Source organism: Pseudomonas yamanorum (assembly GCF_900105735.1).
In the GTDB taxonomy this organism is placed as follows: domain Bacteria; phylum Pseudomonadota; class Gammaproteobacteria; order Pseudomonadales; family Pseudomonadaceae; genus Aquipseudomonas; species Aquipseudomonas yamanorum.
The window spans coordinates 6,025,594-6,040,946 of sequence record NZ_LT629793.1 but is presented as its reverse complement, the minus strand read 5'-3'; the positions used below and the strand labels follow the sequence as shown (position 1 = coordinate 6,040,946).

10 protein-coding genes are annotated in these 15,353 nt (G+C 62.6%); 4 read left to right on the top strand and 6 right to left on the bottom strand.

Features of this window, described 5'->3' with window-relative positions; all coding sequences use genetic code 11:
* The first annotated feature begins 3 nt into the window (after window positions 1–3).
* Window positions 4–1,110, top strand: coding sequence for an efflux RND transporter periplasmic adaptor subunit (locus BLU46_RS28230; RefSeq protein WP_093208377.1), 1,107 nt, complete (start codon window positions 4–6; stop codon window positions 1,108–1,110).
* A gap of 2 nt (window positions 1,111–1,112) precedes the next feature.
* Window positions 1,113–4,184, top strand: a complete 3,072-nt coding sequence (locus tag BLU46_RS28225; protein WP_093208373.1) for an efflux RND transporter permease subunit — start codon at window positions 1,113–1,115, stop codon at window positions 4,182–4,184.
* 151 nt (window positions 4,185–4,335) lie between these two features.
* Here the strand turns inward: BLU46_RS28225 and BLU46_RS28220 are convergent, their stop codons facing one another.
* From BLU46_RS28220 to BLU46_RS28210, 3 genes are all read right to left on the bottom strand, one after another.
* Window positions 4,336–5,565: a M20/M25/M40 family metallo-hydrolase gene (locus BLU46_RS28220; protein ID WP_093208365.1), complete on the bottom strand. Its 1,230-nt coding sequence runs from the start codon at window positions 5,563–5,565 to the stop codon at window positions 4,336–4,338.
* Window positions 5,566–5,633: 68 nt separating this feature from the next.
* Window positions 5,634–6,692, bottom strand: coding sequence for a diguanylate cyclase (locus tag BLU46_RS28215; RefSeq protein WP_093208360.1), 1,059 nt, complete (start codon window positions 6,690–6,692; stop codon window positions 5,634–5,636).
* A gap of 79 nt (window positions 6,693–6,771) precedes the next feature.
* The gene (locus BLU46_RS28210) at window positions 6,772–7,407 is read right to left on the bottom strand and encodes a LysE family translocator (protein WP_017475211.1); all 636 of its coding nucleotides are present in this window, start codon (window positions 7,405–7,407) and stop codon (window positions 6,772–6,774) included.
* Window positions 7,408–7,537: 130 nt separating this feature from the next.
* Between BLU46_RS28210 and BLU46_RS28205 the strand changes: the two genes are divergently transcribed.
* Both BLU46_RS28205 and BLU46_RS28195 read left to right on the top strand, forming a co-directional pair.
* Window positions 7,538–8,941, top strand: coding sequence for an aminotransferase-like domain-containing protein (locus BLU46_RS28205; RefSeq protein ID WP_093208355.1), 1,404 nt, complete (start codon window positions 7,538–7,540; stop codon window positions 8,939–8,941).
* A 560-nt stretch (window positions 8,942–9,501) separates the two neighbouring features.
* A complete protein-coding gene (locus BLU46_RS28195) occupies window positions 9,502–10,179 on the top strand; it encodes a sterol desaturase family protein (protein WP_093208351.1) in 678 nt (225 codons plus the stop codon).
* A 54-nt stretch (window positions 10,180–10,233) separates the two neighbouring features.
* Here the strand turns inward: BLU46_RS28195 and BLU46_RS28190 are convergent, their stop codons facing one another.
* The 3 genes from BLU46_RS28190 to BLU46_RS28180 form a co-directional block, all read right to left on the bottom strand.
* Entirely contained in the window at window positions 10,234–11,703 is a 1,470-nt protein-coding gene (locus BLU46_RS28190) for a PPC domain-containing protein (protein WP_093208346.1), read from the bottom strand.
* 121 nt (window positions 11,704–11,824) lie between these two features.
* Entirely contained in the window at window positions 11,825–12,889 is a 1,065-nt protein-coding gene (locus tag BLU46_RS28185; protein ID WP_093208341.1) for a lipocalin-like domain-containing protein, read from the bottom strand.
* The gene (locus BLU46_RS28180) at window positions 12,879–15,353 is read right to left on the bottom strand and encodes an ABC transporter permease (RefSeq protein WP_093208335.1); all 2,475 of its coding nucleotides are present in this window, start codon (window positions 15,351–15,353) and stop codon (window positions 12,879–12,881) included. The genes BLU46_RS28185 and BLU46_RS28180 overlap by 11 nt, the downstream gene beginning before the upstream one ends.

Genomic DNA, 15,353 nt, shown 5'->3' with positions numbered 1-15,353 from the left:
GACATGAACCCTCTCCCCCTGCGTCTTCTCACGCCCCTGGCCCTGTTAGCGGTACTCAGCGGCTGCAACAACAAGGCCGACCCCGTCGCCGAAGCGCCCCTGCCCCGCCCGGTACTCGCTGCCAAGGTCGAAGCCGCCGGCAGCCAGCAAAGCGCCTACACCGGCGTAGTGGCCGCACGCACGGAAAGTGACCTGGGATTCCGCGTCAGCGGCAAGGTGATCGAGCGCAAGGTGGATCCCGGCCAGCACGTCAGCCGTGGCGACACCTTGCTGGTGCTGGATATCGGCGACTTCGAACTGGCCCTGCGCTCGGCGAAAAACCGCGTCAATGCGGCCCAGGCGCAACTGCGTCAACGGCGGGATGACGAATCCCGCTACCAGCGCCTGGCGAATACCGGTGCCGTGTCGCGGCAGATTTTCGACCAGTCCGCCACCAACCTGCGGGTGGCTGAAGCCGAGCTGGCCTCGGCGCAATCCGATGCCAGCCAGATCGAAAACCGCCGCACCTACTCGGTGCTCAGGGCCGACAGCGACGGCATCATCACCGACGTGCGGGTGGACCGCGGCCAAGTGGTCGCCGAGGGGCAAGTGGTTGCGCGCCTGGCCCACGACGGCGCCCGGGAAGCCATCGTCAACCTGCCGGAAAACCAGCGCGGCCAGGCTTCGCAAAAAGCCCTGGCCTTCCCCTTTGGCGCCCCTGAGCAGGCCGTGACCGCCACCTTGCGCGAGCTGTCCGCCAGCGCCGACCCGACCACCCGCACCTACCGTGCCCGCTATGTATTGCACGGCCCCGTCGACCGCTTCGCCCTCGGTTCGACCATCACCGTGCGCCTGCAAGGCGACGGCCAGGCCCAACAGACCCGCGTGCCCATCGGCGCACTGCAGGATGCCGGCAAAGGTACCGGTGTGTGGGTGATCGGCGCCGACGACAAAGTCAGCTTCGCCCCGGTCAACGTCGCCAGCCTCGGCCAGGAAGACGCGTTGCTGGACAGCGGCGTGAGCCCCGGCCAAGTGGTGGTCGCCCTTGGCGCGCACCTGCTGCACAGCGGCGACGCGGTACGTCTGTTGCCGGCCCAGGTATTGGCCCTCAACCGTCAGCAGGAACCCTGATAATGCGCGGGATCAACCTCTCCGAACTGGCGGTCAAGCATCGCGCGGTTACGCTGTTCCTGATCATCGCGATCCTCGCCGCCGGGGTCTTCGCCTTTGGCAAACTGGGGCGCGCCGAAGACCCTTCGTTCACCGTCAAAGTCATGACCATCACCGCCGCCTGGCCCGGCGCCACCGCCCAGGAAATGCAGGAACAAGTGGCCGACCGCCTGGAAAAACGCCTGCAGGAACTGGACTACTACGACCGCGTCGAAACCATCGCCCAGCCCGGTTTTGTCTCGATGCGCATGACGTACCTGGAGTCCACCCGCCCCAGCGAGATTCAGGACCTGTTCTACCAGACCCGCAAGAAACTCAGTGACGAAGCCGCGAAGTTGCCCAAGGGCGTGATCGGGCCGTTCTTCAACGATGAATACTCCGACGTGTACTTTTCCCTCTACGCGCTGGAGGCCGAACACCTGCCTCACCGGCAATTGGTACAGATGGCCGAAGACATGCGCCAGGGCCTGCTCAATCTGCCGGGGGTGAAGAAGGTCAATATTCTTGGCGAACAGGCGCAGCGGATCTTTGTCGAGTTTTCCTATGAGCGCCTGGCTACGTTGGGCATCAAGCCCGAACAGATCTTCGCCGCCCTCGCCGCCCAGAACGCCGTGGCGCCTTCAGGCTTTGTCGAGACGGCCGGGGCACGCGCCTATATCCGCATCGATGGCGCTTTCGACAGCCTGGCGCTGATCGAAAACGTCCCGCTGGAAGCCAACGGCAAGCTGCTGCGCATCGCCGATGTGGCCACCGTCAGCCGGGGCTATGAAGACCCGCCCAGCTACCGCATCCGCCATCAGGGCGACCCGTCGCTGATGCTCGGGGTGATCATGGAGAAGCACTGGAACGGCCTGGAGCTGGACAAGGCCCTCAAGGCCCAGGAAGCGAAAATCCAGGCCGACCTGCCCCTCGGTGTGAACTTTGCTAAGGTCTCCGACCAGGCGAAAAACATCAGCCTGGCGGTCAACGAATTCATGCTGAAGTTCTTCGTCGCCCTCGCAGTGGTAATGGTCATCAGCCTGCTGGCCCTGGGGTTCCGGGTTGGGCTGGTGGTGGCGGCCGCCGTGCCGCTGACCTTGTCGATCGTGTTTGTGATCATGCTGATGACCGGCCGCGAGTTCGACCGAGTGACCCTGGGGGCGTTGATCATTTCCCTCGGCCTGCTGGTGGACGACGCGATCATTGCGATCGAGATGATGGTGGTCAAACTCGAAGAAGGTTTTGACCGGATCCACGCGGCCACGTTTGCCTGGAGCTCCACCGCCGCACCGATGCTCACCGGCACGCTGGTAACGATTATCGGCTTCCTGCCGGTGGGTTTCGCCCGCTCGGGCGCCGGGGAATATGCCGGGAATATTTTCTGGATCGTCGGCTTTGCGCTGATTGCCTCGTGGCTGGTGGCGGTGGTGTTCACGCCTTACCTGGGGGTCAAGCTGTTGCCGCACATCCAGCCGGTTGCCGGCGGCCACGATGCAATTTACGCCGGGCGTTATTACCAGAAACTGCGCCGCCTGGTGGATGCTTGCGTGCGCAGACGCTGGCTGGTCACTGGGCTGGTGGTGGCCGCCTTTGTGCTGTGTGGCCTGGGCATGGGCGTGGTGAAGAAGCAGTTCTTCCCCAACTCGGACCGTTCCGAGCTGATTCTTGAGGTGTACATGCCACCGGGCAGCGCGTTCAAAAGCACCGAGGCAGTGGCGGCGCAGGTGGAAAAGGCACTGATGGAGGAGCCGCAAACCGTGATGGTCGACACTTATGTCGGCGGCGGTGCACCACGGTTTTTCCTGTCGCTGAACCCCGAGTTGCCGGACCCGGCCTTTGCCAAGCTGATCGTGCAGACCGCCGACGCCCATGCCCGGGATGCCCTGAAAAAACGCATGGCTGAACGCATCGCGGCAGGCGAATTTCCATCGGCGCGGGTGCGGGTCACCCAGTTGGTGTTCGGCCCGCCGGTACCGTTCCCGGTGGTGTTTCGCGTGTCCGGCCCCGACCTGAATGTACTGCGCAGCCTGTCTGAAGACGTGCGCCAAGTGGTCGCCGCCAACATCCTCACCCGCGACAGCTTCCTCGACTGGGGCGAGCGCGCCAGCAGCTATCGCCTGGTGCTGGACCAGGACCGCCTGCGCCTGCTGGGCTTTACCCCCGACGGGGTGAAATCCCAACTCAATGCGTTGCTCAGCGGCAACCCGATCACCGAGGTACGCGAAGGCAATCGCACCGTCTCAGTGGTCGCCCGCTCCCAGGGCAGCCAGCGCGAAGACCTCGGCAACCTGGACAACATGACCCTGACCAACAGCGCCGGCGTGTCGGTGCCATTGGCCCAGGTCGGGCATTTCCAGGCGGTGATGGAAGAGCCGATCCTCAAACGCCGCAACCGTGCGCTGACCGTGGAAGTGCGCGCCGACATCGTCGACGGCACCCAGCCGCCGGATGTGGAAATGGCGGTGTACAAGGATCTGCAACCCTTGATCGCCAAGCTGCCGGCCGGCTATCAAATCGTCATCGGCGGCCCGGTGGAAGAAAGCGCCAAGGCCAACGTCGCCCTGGCGGCGCTGTTCCCGATCATGATCCTGCTGACGTTGACCGTGATCATGTTTCAGGTGCGTTCGTTCGGGGTGATGTTCATGGTGTTCGCCACCGCGCCGCTGGGGCTGATCGGTGCAGTGCCGACGTTGCTGCTGTTCAACCAGCCGTTCGGGTTCAACGCGATATTGGGGCTGATCGGGATTGGCGGGATCCTGATGCGCAATACGCTGATCTTCACCGACCAGATCCGGCAGAACCAGGACCAAGGCATGGTGATTCGTGAGGCGATCATCGAGGCCACGGTGCGCCGGGCACGACCGGTGATCCTGACCGCGCTGGCGGCGGCGTTGGCGTTTATTCCGCTGACGTTGTCGGTGTTCTGGTCGTCGCTGGCGTATGTGCTGATTGGCGGGGTGCTGGTGGGAACGGTGTTGACGTTGCTGTTCCTGCCGGCGTTGTGCAGTTTGGTGTTGGGGCGGGAGAAGACCCGGGAAGTGCTGACTGCAACCTGATCCAACTAACACCACAGAACAGTGTGGGAGCTGGCTTGCCTGCGATAGCGGATTGTCAGTCATGAATTCTTTGACTGATACACCGCCATCGCAGGCAAGCCAGCTCCCACATGTTGATCTGCTTGCACAGAGGCTCAGTGGTGGTTTCAGATCAGCGCTTGGACAGCTCCATAATCATCCGGCTCAGCAGATAAATCCGCGGCGCCACACTCTCCACCTCGGCATATTCCTCCGGCGTGTGAATATTGCCCCCGACAATCCCGAACCCATCCAGAGTCGGCGTACCCACGCCAGCGGACAAGCTGGCATCCGCCGCCCCGCCGCTGCCTTCAATGGTCAACTTGCGTCCCAGCTCGCCATAAATCCCTTGGGCAATCGCCACCAGCTTGTCCGACTCCGGCGTCTGCGGCATTGGCGGCAGGCCACGGTGCAAGCTGGTGGTCACTTCAGTCTCAGGGATCAGCTTGTTGGCCGAAACCCGCGCCAGGTCCTTCTCGATCCGGTCAAACTCTTCCGGCAACGCCGCCCGCACGTCTGCCTTGGCGGTGGCCTGGTCCGGGATCACGTTGACCCGGTCGCCGGCGTTGATCACGGTGAAGTTGATGGTGGTCTTCTTCTCGGCATCCCCCAGCTTGCCCAGTTGCAAGATCTGGTGCGCCGCTTCCATCGCGGCATTGCGCCCCAGCTCCGGAGCCACGCCGGCGTGGGCGGCCTTGCCCTTGACCTCGACCACGGCGGTGGCGCTGCCTTTGCGCCACACCACCAAGCCATCCGCAGGGCGACCCGGTTCCAGATTGAGGGTCACGTCGTGGCCCTTGGCGGTGTTGCGGATCAGCTCGGACGCGCCGTCGGTGCCGGTTTCTTCGCTGGCGTCCAGCAGGAAGGTGATTTGCGCGTAGTCCTTGAAGCCCTGGTTTTTCAGGACTTTCAAGGCGTAGATGCCAGCGACGATGCCGCCCTTGTCATCCATCACGCCGGGGCCATAGGCGCGGCCGTCCTTGATGTGGAACGGTCGGGCAGCCGCCGAGCCTTCCTTGAACACGGTGTCCATGTGGGCCATCAGTAGGATCCTGGCCTTGCCGGTGCCTTTGAGGGTGGCGATGACATGGCTGTTATGGGCCGCGGCATCCGGCACCAGTTGGATGCTGAACCCCAGTTGCTTGAGCTCGTCGACGGCGATGTCACGCACTTGGGTCAGGCCCGGCTCGTAGCCGGAGCCCGAATCGATATTCACCAGGCGCTCCAGCAGTTTCAAGGCATCGTCCTTGTACTGCTCGGAATCGGCCCGGATCTGTTTGTGAGGTTCGGCACTGAAGGCCGGCATGGTGAACGACAGCGCCAGGGTGGCTGCCAGCAAGGTACGCGGGAAGTTGAAGAGCATGAACCGATCCTTGTTTTTGTTGGGAGGTAGCGCTCCACCCTACCTGACAAAAAACAATTTGTTGATCCTCAGATCGACCTCAGCCAACTTCCCTGCACCGAACTGACCCGGTTGCGTCCGCCGCTCTTGGCTTCGTACAGCGCCTGGTCGGCGTCGTTCAGCCAACTGGTGGCGTCGCCGTGGGCTGGTCGATACGGCGCCAGGCCGATACTCAGGCTGGCGCGCAAGGTCGGGTCTTGGGCGTAGGCCAGGGAGTTGAAGCGGTCACGCAGGGCATCCATCACTTCGGTCGCGCGGTTCAGGGGCATGTCCGGCAGGATCACGCAGAACTCATCGCCGCCATAACGCCCGGCCAGGTCAGTGACCCGCAGGTTCTGGCGCAGCACTTTGCTCAACTGGCGCAGCACGATATCGCCGGTGACATGGCCGTAGGTGTCGTTGATGGTCTTGAAGTGATCGATGTCGATCAGCGCGATAGCGGCGCCCTGCTGGTCGCGGCGGCAGCGCTGGAACTCGATTTCCAGGTGGTCTTTCCAGGCGCCGTGGTTGAGCAGGCCCGACAGGCTGTCGGTGCGGCTCAGCGCCAGCAACTCGCGCTTGTGCCGGGCCAGGGTGATCGCTTGCCGGTAGCAGATCCAGCCCAGGGCCAGGGGATAGAGCATCAGGATCGGCAGGCAGGCGTAGAGCTGAACTTCACTGGTCAGGACCGTCACTGCCGGGGTAAACACCAGCATCGAAGCACCGATCCCCAACGCCTGGGCCACCCAGCCGGCGAGCATGAAGCGCGGGCCGCCGATGGCGACGTTGTTCATGGTCATCATCGACAAGGTGGTCACGCTGGGCAGCGGGTTGAACTGCATGGCACCGACCCAGAACCCGCCGCAGAACGAGTCGAACAGCAGGTTGCGGTGTTCCGAACGCAGGGAGTTTTTCGAGTGCCGTGACCATTGATACGCCACATGTGGCCAGATAAAGGCATTGGCGATCATCACCACCCAGACCCAGGCGGGTTTATCCAGTGGGTAGATGGCGGCGGCCACGCAGATGAACCCGAGGGTTAATCCCAGGGCGCGCGACTTGTACAGGCGTGAAGCGAGCGAAAGTCCCTTTCCTCCTGCGGCTGGCATGATCTGGCTTGATCCTGGATGAATGCCCGAAGTCTATCAGGGCAACGGCAGATCGCCACTACCACTCATAAGCTGGCCTTCAGTTGGAAAAGCCCCGGGCTAGCATCAACGCGACTCCCAGCAACAGTACCGCCGTGGCCCGTTGCAACAGCACTCGGCGCTTGGGGTTCTCCAGGACGTGTTTGATTCGCTGGCCGAAGTAGCAATACAGGCAGCCGCTGGCGAATTGCAGCAACAGGAAAGTCAGGCCGAGGATGGCGATGTCAGCGGCAGCACTGCCCTGGCCGATGGCGGCGAACTGCGGGAATACCGCGCTGAACAGGATGATCGCCTTGGGATTCGACAGCCCGGTCAGTAGGCCTTTGCCGAACAGGCTACGGGCATTTTCCGGGGTTGCATCGGTGGTTTTGATCGTCACTCCGCTGCTGGTCCATTGCTTGTAGGCCAGGTAGAGAATGTAGGCCACGCCCACCACCTGGATGATCCGGGTGATCAGCGGGTAGTCCTTGATCAGTTCGGAAAAGCCCACGGCAAAGATCAGGATCGAGATCAGGTAGGACACACTCGCCCCGAACTGCGCCGGCAGGGAGCGGCGCAGGCCATCTTTCAAACCGAGGCTGAGCAACAACAAGGTCATGGGGCCGGGGCTGAACGCCAGGGTGGTGCACAACAGCAGGAAATACAAAAACGAAGACAGCGTCAGCGCGGTGGCCATGGCGTGGAATTTCACAGCAGGAAGTAAGGTTCGCAGTCTAGGGCGCACGTGGCGCCGGAGGCAGGTAAACTCTGCGGAAATAGGCGCAGACTTTACCGGTAAAGTTGGCGGCAAACTTAAGGACAGTGTGATGCCCATTCCTGCGATTCACTTTCATGACCGAGCACCGAAGGTGCAGCAGATTGTCGATGCCCTGGCCCATGCAATTGAGCAGGGCGAGTTGGCAGCCGGCAGCAAACTGCCGTCGGTGCGAGAGTTGGGGGCCTTGCTGGGCGTCGGAAAGTTCACCGTGAATGAAGCGCTGGATCGTCTGCGCGGGCGCCACCTGCTGACCTCCAGCCAGGGCCGCGGGCACTTTGTCGCCAGCAGCCTGGCGCAGCCGTCGTCCAGCACCTGGGTCGACTTGCTGCCCCAGGACCTGCTCAGCGTACTGCGCCGCCCCCTGGCCATGGCCCAGGGCGACCTGCGCCCCGGCGGCGGCCACCTGCCGGAAGACTGGCTGGATTCCGACGTGTTGCGCCAGGCCATGCGCAGCGCCGTGCGTGCCCCCACGTTGCGCATCGCCGGGCTGGGCACCCCGGCGGGCCTGCTGCCGTTGCGCCAGGCGTTGCAGCAGAAGCTCCATGGTGAAGGGTTGTCGGTGCCGGTAGAGCAGATCATTACCACACCCAACACCGTGCAAGGCCTGGACATGCTCATGCGCCTGCTGGCGCGTACTGGGGACACGGTGCTGCTGGATTCGCCGTGTTATTTCAACTTCCACGCGAACCTGGCGTTGCATGGGGTCAAGGTGGTGACGATTGCGCGCCGGCCTGACGGGTTTGATTTTGTCGCGCTGGAGCAGTTGCTGGCGGAGCATCGTCCCAGTCTGTATCTGACCACCAGTGTGTTGCATAACCCGACCGGGCATTCGTTTAGTCCGAGCCAGGCGTTTCGGTTGTTGCAGCTGGCCCGGGAGTATCGCTGCCATATCGTCGAGGATGATCTTTACGGGGATTTGCACCCCAACCCGCCGCCGCGTTTGGCGACGTTGGCGGGGTTGGAGCAGGTGACGTATCTGTCGGGGTTTTCGAAGGTGCTGACGGCGAATGCGCGGGTCAGTTATGTGGTGGCGGCGCCGCAGTTGGCGGCGAATTTGACCAATATGAAGTTGATGAGCGGCGGGATTACGTCGGAGTTGTTTGAGCAGATTGTGTATCGGCTGTTGAGTGAGGGCGGGTATGCCAGGCATCGCAAGCGCATGGTTCAGCGGCTGCTGGAGGCCGGGGGGCGGGTTGAACAGTGGCTGCGGCGTTGTGGGTGTGAGTTGCCGATGGGGTTTGAGGGGGGGATGTTTATCTGGGCGCGGTTGCCGGCGGGGGTTAATGGTGAGCGCTTGGCGGAAGCCGGGTTGAAACGCGGGATGGTATTGGCGCCGGGGGCGTTGTTTGGGTATGAGCCGGGGTTGCGGGATTTTATGCGGTTTAATGTGGCGCATTGTGATCAGGCGCGGGTTCAGGTTGAGTTTGAGGGGTTGCTGTTGTCGCAGGTGTAGGCTGGGTTTGGGGTGTATATCCGTTATTTGGGTAACGGCGGCTTATGGTTCCGCTCTTACAGCGGCCAGCGTGGTTTAACAGGGCGCCTAAGATCAAAATCAAGATCAAAAGCGGGCACGGTCAAATGTGGGAGCTGGCTTGCCTGCGATAGCATCAACTGGGTCTGCCTGATACACCGAGTTGTCTGCATCGCAGGCAAGCCAGCTCCCACAGAAAAGCAAAGCCACCCCGCCCGTAGCAGCTGTCGAGCGCCAGCGAGGCTGCGTGCCTTTGATCTTGATCTGCGGGCCCCATCAACCACGATGGCCAGAGTGCGGGCATGCCGAGCCTAGGCGAGGCACCGAGTGGTGGGGCAAAGACCTTTTGGTTACTTTTGGCTGGGCCGGCATTCCGGGCGTTTGCCAAAAGTGACCCGCTGTAAGAGCGGAACCATAAGCGGCCGTTACCGAAGAAATGGATATGTACACAGGAATCACAGGAATCCCCCCGCGAAGCCAAGCAATCCCCCCAATCCCAACTAAGCTCACCCCCCAACAAAAACAACACCGAGCGCCCCCCAATGACCCACCCCACCGAGGCCTTCCGCGCCGCCTACCGCACAAGCATCACCCCCCACTACAACCCATGGCTCCACGCCGGTTTCGTCCTCGGCTACGGCCTGCTCTGCATCACCCTGTTCTGGTCAACCACCCAACAAATCCAACCCCTGGAATGGCTGACCATCCCCTTCACCCTGATCTTCTTCAACCTGTGCATCTACCTCGTCCACCGCCACCTGGGCCACCACAAACACCCCTTCGCCCGCCTGTTCTACGCCCGCCACACCGGCGACCACCACAGCTTCTTCACCCCAGGCCACATGACCTACGACAGCCCGCAAGACTGGCGCGTCATCCTGTTCCCCGCCTGGCTCATCCTGCTCCACAGCCTGGCCGTTACCCTCCCCGCCTGGTGGCTGCTCAAACACCTCAACCCCAACGTCGCCGGCCTGTTCGCCGGCTGCATGATCCTCGGCTACCTGCTCTATGAATTCTTCCACGCCTGCGAACACCTGCCCCCCAACCACCCCGTGGCCCGCCTGCCGTGGATCCGCCAGATGCACCACCTGCACGCCCTGCATCACCGCCGCGAACTCATGCAGGGACGCAATTTCAATATCGTCCTGCCGCTGATGGACTACCTGTTCGGCACCCTGCATTGGGAACCACAAGCGCCCGAACCAAAAAAAGGCCAATAAAAAACGCCCCACCTAGGTGGGGCGTTTACATTTCAGAGGGCTCTTATGCGCCGGTTATCGGCCAATGATGTCCTGGCTGCAGATATGCCCCAGGCTCACATAGGGAACGTTATCGCCACCGACGCCGACATTCGGCAACTCCTTGAGGTCGATGCGCCAGCCGCCAACGTTGTACCAGGTGTCCCAGAGGTACTTCACGCCCGTGCTGCTGTCGTAGTACTGGGCACGGTAATCACCCACACAACCGCCCAACTCCGCGCTTCCGGATGTTTTGCCGGCACTGTCGGTGACGTCCGAGAATACCGTCCAGTTAAAGTCCGGACCCGGAACAAACCGCTTGTCGACCTTGAGCTGTGAAGTGACCCCCACCAACGGTGCACCCGTGCTGTCTTTCCATTCGGTTCTCCAGGTCATGAGACGACCGACCTGGGTCGCCAGAGGTGCGATGCCCACCGGGATTCGGGTCACCGTTCCGCCCCTCGCATCGGAGTCCGCCAGGCGCGGACTCGAACCGAACGTCAGCTTGTACTCGGACTTGGCATCCCACGCCTCAGCGGGGTTGGCCCGCACGCGCGCCTTGTAGACAAAGCCTGGCGCCCGGCTCGGGAAGGTCGCCGTCGAGCCACCCGGAATGTTGACCCAGGCGCTGCCGTTGAAGTACTCGAAGATCCACTGATTGCGCACGCCCTTATCGTCATCACCGAGGAACAGGCTGACACCCTGTCCGCGTACGGCGGCGAAGTCGAAGTAATCAACGTCATCCGGGCTGTCGAGGTTGCCCGTCAGGTAGTTCAAGCGGTCCGGCAAGGCGAACGCCGTTTCCGGTGTGTCGTTGGGCTCGTAGGCGTCAATCGCTGTGTTGACGATCGCGCCGAAGTCGAAGGCCGAACCGTCGGCAACCTTGGCCTCCAGGAACCAGTAGTAGTCCCCGGCTTCAAGCATGCCGCTGATGACTTCATCGCTGTTGCCCGGGTTATCAGAAGTGATCAGTGCCGTCAGGTTGTTCTGCCCGTCGTCCTGGAACAGCGTCAGGGCCATTTCGGTCCCCGGCTGCTGACCAGCGAGGTAGATCTGCACCTTGGCCTTGGCGGGCACATTAAAGTGGAAGCACTTTGATTCACCGCTCTGCAAGCCGTCATAGCTGTAACCAACGTTAATATCGAGGCTGTCACACAGCGGTACAAACGCGGCCTGGGCAGCAGGCGCCTTGGCCGGTTTTACCAGCCGGCTCACCGGCGAAATCTGCACACTTTCAGAAGGCTTCGCGACGCTGGCAGCCTTCTTTTGCACACCGAGGGTCTTGGTTTTTTGTGCAGCCTTGAGCTTGTCCAGCACCTGCGCCGAAGACGCGGAGGCCTGCACCTTGCCACCGGATTTCAGGGCACTCTTGACCGCTGCACTCAAGCTTTTTTCGCTCAGATGCACACTGCTCTGCGACGGATATTGCTCGGCCAGGGCAAAGGCCGAAACGAAGCTGGCAGCCATCATGGCCGCGCCCAATACAAAGGCTTTTTTAGATTTCATTTTTTATCCATCCATAGTTAAAAAATTGAAGCTCAGGTAACCGGTGACATCCGGTCACCTGGGATGGAATCTAATTAATTACTGTATACATGTCCAGTATTTTGTAAGCCGATTCTTACAATTAATACCCCGTCATCTCCAGGTACCCCACCCCACCCTGAAATTTCACCGGCCCTTCCCAGTAAGGAATGCTCAGGTTCATCCAGGCTTTCGGGTTGACCGCTTCCGTGGTGATATCCAGATGTTTGCCCGGGATCTTCAATGACCACTGGGTGGGAATGCTGCGCCCATCAATGGCAGTCGTGCCCAGCGGCGTCAGTTGAATATCCTGGTTGTGCAGGGTCTGTGTGTGGCCCTCTTTGTCGATCCAGGTGCCGGTCAGGTAGGACGGTCCGTCTGTCTGCCGCACCCGAAACAGCATCAGCTGCTCGCCGCTGTCCAGGTGCAGGGAGAACCAGTCCCAGCCAGTCTGGCTGGCGGTCAGGGGCTGGCTGCTCCATTCGCGGTCGAGCCAGGCGGTGCCGGTGACTTGATAAGGTTTGCCGTCGATGGTCACGCGGCCATCCGCCTGAAAAAACGGCTGGCTGTAGTAGTACGACGCCTGGCCCTGATCGGATTTTCGGCTGTAGCCGTTATCGCCCTGGAGCACCAATGGACGGCTGGAGGTCAGGTGCAGGTCGTAATTGAAATGCTCGCCGGCGGCCTTCAACTGCATGTCCGCCAAGGGGCTGGTTGCACCAGGGCGGGTGGCGAAGTTCCAGTCATCGATCCAGGCATTGAACGGCACCGCCTGGGCCCCCGCCTGCCCCACGCCGCCACGGGCATAGCGTTCGGCAGCGTAGTGGTGAGTGGCCGAAGTGACGGCGGCGTGGCCGAGCCAGACCGTCGAGTCGTGCCAGCCCGGTTGCGTCGGCCCGGCCTTGAGGGCGTTGCGAAACAGCGTCCATTGCACGCCGTAGGCATTGCCCTCGGCGTCCTTGAGGTTAGCGGTGAGGTACCACCATTCAATGCGATAGCCGTCATGGGGGCCGTGGTCCTCGGGAAAGCTGAAGACTTTGCCGGGCACCACCTGGGCAAAGTCCGCCGCCTGGCTGCCCAGCCCGGCGAAGCTTTCTTCAGACGCTGGCGGTTTGTCGCAGGCGCCGAGCAGCAGGAAGGTTGCCCATAGCAGGTACTTAATCTTCATTGGCAAAGGTCCTCAGCAAATCCGCCGGGCGACTGCGGTACAACTGCCACAGCGGCCACGCCGAAGCCAGCAAGGTGGCCAACATCGCCAGGCCCAGCAGTTGCGCCAGTTGCCACGGGAATACCTGCAACGGCAGGCGCCAGCCAAAGGCCTGGACGTTGATCACCACATCCAGGCACCACGCCAGCAACAACCCCAAGGGCAACGCCAGCACCAGGGTCAGCACCGCCAGCAGCCAGGTTTGGCCGAGGTTGAGCAGCATCAATTGGCGGCGTGTGACGCCCAGCGCCCACAACGGCGCCAACTGGCCAAGCCGGCTTTGGCTCTGGGTCAGCAGGCTGATGAACAGCGCCACGCCGGCCACCCCCAGGGTCAGGCTGTTGAGGGCGGCGGTGGCGGCAAAAGTCCGTTCGAAGACCTGGCTCGACCAGCCCTTGAGCTGCTGCTGGTCGACGATGCGGCTGTCTTCCAGGGCGAACCGGTTCTGCACTTCACGCACCAGTGGCGGTACATTGCCAGGCAGTACTCGCAGGTTGAAACGTGCCGGTGATAATCCTGGCCAGTGCTGCAACAGGTGCCGCGCGTTCACCAGCAGATGGCCCTTGGGGTTGCCGTAATCGGCGTAAATCCCCACCACCTTGGGCGACCATGGACCTTGAGGGGTGGGAATGTTGATGACATCACCCAGCCGCACCTTGAGCCTGCGTGCCATTTGCTCGCTGAGCATCAGGGCGTCGTCCTGCAGCAACTGGCCCCATGGGTCCGTTGCCGCCTCCAGCAACGGCCAATGCTGGCGATAAGTCGGGTCGTCGACCACGCCGAACAGGTCCGCCGGCCAACCTTGCAGTTGCACCGCAACCTGCCAGGTGGGCAGTACCGCCTGCACCAGTGGCTGCTGCACCAGCCAGGTTTGCAGCGCGTCAGCCTGGGCCGGGTTTTGCGGGTTGAGGTACAGCTCGGCGGTCAGGCGCTGTTCCAGCCAGTTGTTGAAGGTCTGGCGAAAGCCCGAGGTCATCGAGCCCGCGCCGATATTGGCGGCCAACGCCAGCAGCAAGGCCATCAGCGCCAGGCTCAGGGCTGGCAACTGCTGGCGGCAATCGGCGAGAAACCATTGCCCCAACACCGAACGGCTGCGCCCCAGCACCGCTTTGAGCACGCCATTGAGCACCACCGGCAAGCCCAGCGCAGCGCCCAGCAACAAGGCCGCCATCAAGACAAAACCGCTGGCCAGGCTATCGCCAAACACCAGGGCCAGGATTGCGATCAGCAAGGCAGCGCCTGCCACCCAGCCCTGACGCCGCAGCCAGCGCCCATGGGCCTGATGCCAGGCCTGGGCTTTGGCCAACGCCAACAATGGCAAACGCGCTGCTCGCCACAAACTGCTGGCCCCGGCGAGCAACGCGCCGAGTAAACCCAGGCCCAATCCACTCAGCCACCACAGCGGGCTAAGGCTCAGTTGGCCAGGCACTTCGGCGCCGTACAAGCCGCGCAAACTGGCGGCCACGTCCGGCAGCAACAAGCTGGCCAACAAGTACCCGCTGGCCACGCCCACCAGGCCGCCAAGCACGGCCATGCCACCCAGTTCGACCGCCAGGCTGAGGATCAGCATTCGCGCGCTCACCCCGCACGCACGCAAGGTTCGCAGCAGGCCGCGCCGTTGTTCCAGGGCCAGGCCGATGGCGGCGTGCACGATAAACAGACCCACCACGAAGGACAAAAAGCCCAGCGCATCGAGGTTCAGGTGGAAGCTTTCAGTGAGGCGCGCGAGGTTGTTTTCCTCGGCCTGCTTGAGTTGCAGTTGCGCGCCCAGTGCCGGCGGCAAGGCGGGATGCGCGGCGGCAAAGGCCTTGTCCAGCAGCAACCGCGACAGGCGCTGGGGCATGTCCAGCAGCGGTTGGGCGAAGCCGATATCGGTCAGCAATACGCCGGGGGCCATGTCCGGTTGTACATGCAGCGGCGGCAGGGCCAGCCCGGCGGCCGTCAGCGGCTGGTCGCCCTCTTTCAGGCCCAGCGCCTGCAAGGTCTGCGGCGCGATCCAGGTGCGTCCCGGCGGGTTGAAGAAGGCGACCATCTGCGCCCGGTCCAGGGTCTGGCCGGCCACCGCACCACCGCCGGGCAACGACACCGGGTCGATGCCCATCACTTGCAAGCGCTGGTCTTCATGCCCCTTGAGCGTCACGCGGCCCTGCACCATCGGCGACACCGGCCAACCCGCGCGACGCAGCTCGGCAAACAGCGCCTGGGGGAAACTGGCACCGTCCGGCGCACTGAGGCTGGCCTGGGGTTCACCGCCGATCAGTTGGCTGGCCCGGGCATAGCTGTCCCGCGCCTGGCTATTGAGAGCTTGCACACCGGTCAACAGCGCAGTGGCCAGCCACAGGCCGGTGAGTACGCTGAAGAACTGCACGGGGTGGCGACGCCAATGACTGAGCAGCGCGCGCAGTGTCCAATAGAAGACACGCAT

Excerpts from the sequence above, each read along its gene's own strand:
- BLU46_RS28215 (WP_093208360.1), bottom strand. The coding sequence starts at position 6,692 with ATGCCAGCCGCAGGAGGAAAGGGACTTTCGCTCGCTTCACGCCTGTAC.
- BLU46_RS28220 (WP_093208365.1), bottom strand. The coding sequence starts at position 5,565 with ATGCTCTTCAACTTCCCGCGTACCTTGCTGGCAGCCACCCTGGCGCTG.
- BLU46_RS28230 (WP_093208377.1), top strand. The coding sequence starts at position 4 with ATGAACCCTCTCCCCCTGCGTCTTCTCACGCCCCTGGCCCTGTTAGCG.
- BLU46_RS28185 (WP_093208341.1), bottom strand. The coding sequence starts at position 12,889 with ATGAAGATTAAGTACCTGCTATGGGCAACCTTCCTGCTGCTCGGCGCC.
- BLU46_RS28205 (WP_093208355.1), top strand. The coding sequence starts at position 7,538 with ATGCCCATTCCTGCGATTCACTTTCATGACCGAGCACCGAAGGTGCAG.
- BLU46_RS28225 (WP_093208373.1), top strand. The coding sequence starts at position 1,113 with ATGCGCGGGATCAACCTCTCCGAACTGGCGGTCAAGCATCGCGCGGTT.
- BLU46_RS28195 (WP_093208351.1), top strand. The coding sequence starts at position 9,502 with ATGACCCACCCCACCGAGGCCTTCCGCGCCGCCTACCGCACAAGCATC.
- BLU46_RS28190 (WP_093208346.1), bottom strand. The coding sequence starts at position 11,703 with ATGAAATCTAAAAAAGCCTTTGTATTGGGCGCGGCCATGATGGCTGCC.
- BLU46_RS28180 (WP_093208335.1), bottom strand. The coding sequence starts at position 15,353 with ATGCGTGTCTTCTATTGGACACTGCGCGCGCTGCTCAGTCATTGGCGT.
- BLU46_RS28210 (WP_017475211.1), bottom strand. The coding sequence starts at position 7,407 with ATGGCCACCGCGCTGACGCTGTCTTCGTTTTTGTATTTCCTGCTGTTG.